The sequence below is a fragment of the Methylobacterium sp. J-059 genome (assembly GCF_022829485.1).
GTDB lineage: Bacteria > Pseudomonadota > Alphaproteobacteria > Rhizobiales > Beijerinckiaceae > Methylobacterium.
The window spans coordinates 1-1,849 of sequence record NZ_JAKSYA010000021.1; the positions used below are offsets into that span (position 1 = coordinate 1).

General features: G+C 72.4%; 1 protein-coding gene. It reads left to right on the forward strand.

The window, feature by feature from the left end:
* The first annotated feature begins 387 nt into the window (after positions 1-387).
* Positions 388-1,599 carry an ABC transporter permease gene (locus MKK55_RS01575; protein ID WP_147729747.1) on the forward strand — a complete coding sequence of 404 codons (1,212 nt, stop codon included), beginning with the start codon at positions 388-390 and terminating at the stop codon, positions 1,597-1,599.
* The last annotated feature ends 250 nt before the right edge of the window (positions 1,600-1,849 follow it).

The window sequence follows — 1,849 nt, forward strand, 5'->3', positions numbered from 1 at the left end:
GGTCCAGGGGCAACCGCCGCAACGTCCGCCTGCTGCGCCGCCGGATGGACAGGAGGGGCGGGAGGCGGCCCAACGGGAACGACGGCACCGCCGTGCGGATCGACGGCGGAGGGGTCCCAGGGCACGCGGTTCCCGTCCCCGCCCCCCGCGGCGGGGGAGGGCGGGCCTCGCGTCAGCGCGGGTCGGGAGAGGGGAGCGACCTCGCCGGATGCGGCGCTCCCCTCGCCCCCCCTGCACCGCAGGGTCCCCTGCCCCGCACCCCAGTCGGGCCTGCCCGACTGGGGCACACGGGATGCGGATCTCGGGCAAGCCCGAGATCCGTCGGGGGGAGGGAAATCGCGCGCACCCTACGACCCACTTCGTGCCCCACTTGCGGAGCAGCCCGCGATGAACGAGATCGCCCGGCCCCCCGAGGGCGACGCCGTGCCCGCGCCGATGCCCGGGGCGCAGCCGATCGTGCTGCGGCCGAGCGAGGGCCTGCCCGAGGCGCGGCCGCTCGCGCCCCGCCGCGGCGGCCTGTCGCCGCTCAACCGGCGCCGGCTCGAGAACTTCCGCCGCAACCGGCTCGGCTACGTCTCGTTCCTGATCTTCCTGGCGCTGTTCGTCGTCAGCCTGTTCGCCGAGATCCTGGCCAACGACCGGCCGATCGTCGCCTCCTACAAGGGCGAGTGGCTGTTCCCGGTGCTGATCGACTACCCGGAGGAGAAGTTCGGCGGCTTCCTGGCGCGGACCGACTACCGCACCCCCGAGATCGCCAGGGAGATCGCCGAGAACGGCTGGGCGATCTGGCCGCCGATCCCGTTCTCCTACGATACCATCAACGACGGGCTGCCGACGCCCTCGCCCTCGCCGCCGACCTGGATGCTCACCGACGCGCAGTGCCACGCCGCCGAGACGGTGCCGGGGAAGGGCTGCGCCAGCATTCCCTGGCACTGGCTCGGCACCGACAACACCACGCGCGACGTGCTCGCCCGCGTGATCTACGGCTTCCGCATCTCGGTGCTGTTCGGGCTGATCCTGGCCGCCGTCTCCTCGCTGATCGGCGTGGTCGCCGGCGCGGTGCAGGGCTATTTCGGCGGCTGGGTCGACCTGTCGTTCCAGCGCTTCATCGAGGTCTGGGGCGGCATCCCGACCCTCTACCTGATCATCATCATCTCGGCCTTCATCGCGCCGGGCTTCTTCGTGCTGCTCGGGATCATGCTGCTGTTCTCGTGGGTGGCGCTGGTCAGCGTGGTGCGCGCCGAGTTCCTGCGCGCCCGCAACTTCGAGTACGTGCGGGCGGCCCGCGCGCTCGGCCTGTCGAACGTCCGCATCATGACGGTGCACCTGCTGCCCAACGCCATGGTGGCGACGCTGACCTTCCTGCCGTTCATCCTCAACGGCTCGATCACCACCCTGACCTCGCTCGACTTCCTCGGCTTCGGCCTGCCGCCCGGCTCGCCCTCGCTCGGCGAGCTGCTGGCGCAGGGCAAGGACAACCTCACCGCACCCTGGCTCGGCCTGTCCGGCTTCCTGGTGATCGCCGCGATGCTGAGCCTGCTGGTCTTCGCCGGCGAGGCGGTGCGCGACGCGTTCGATCCGCGCAAGACCTTCCGCTGAGCGAGACCTTCCGCTGAGCGAACCCTGCCGCCGAGCGAGACCTTCCGCCGAGCAAGACTTTCCGCCGACCGAGCCGTGCCGCCGAGCGAACGCTTCCGCCGGGCGCACCCGGCCGCCGAGCGCCCCGTGCCGCCCGGCGCGGCTGTCGGCAACGTCCTGCTGGGCCTGGGCGCTGGAGTAGCGCGAAGCGCCGGTGCCCCGGATGTTCGGCGCCCGCCAGCGCAGCGCGAGTGCGGTGCGCGGGATCGAG

Coding starts and splice junctions, on each gene's coding strand:
- MKK55_RS01575 (WP_147729747.1), top strand. CDS start 388: ATGAACGAGATCGCCCGGCCCCCCGAGGGCGACGCCGTGCCCGCGCCG.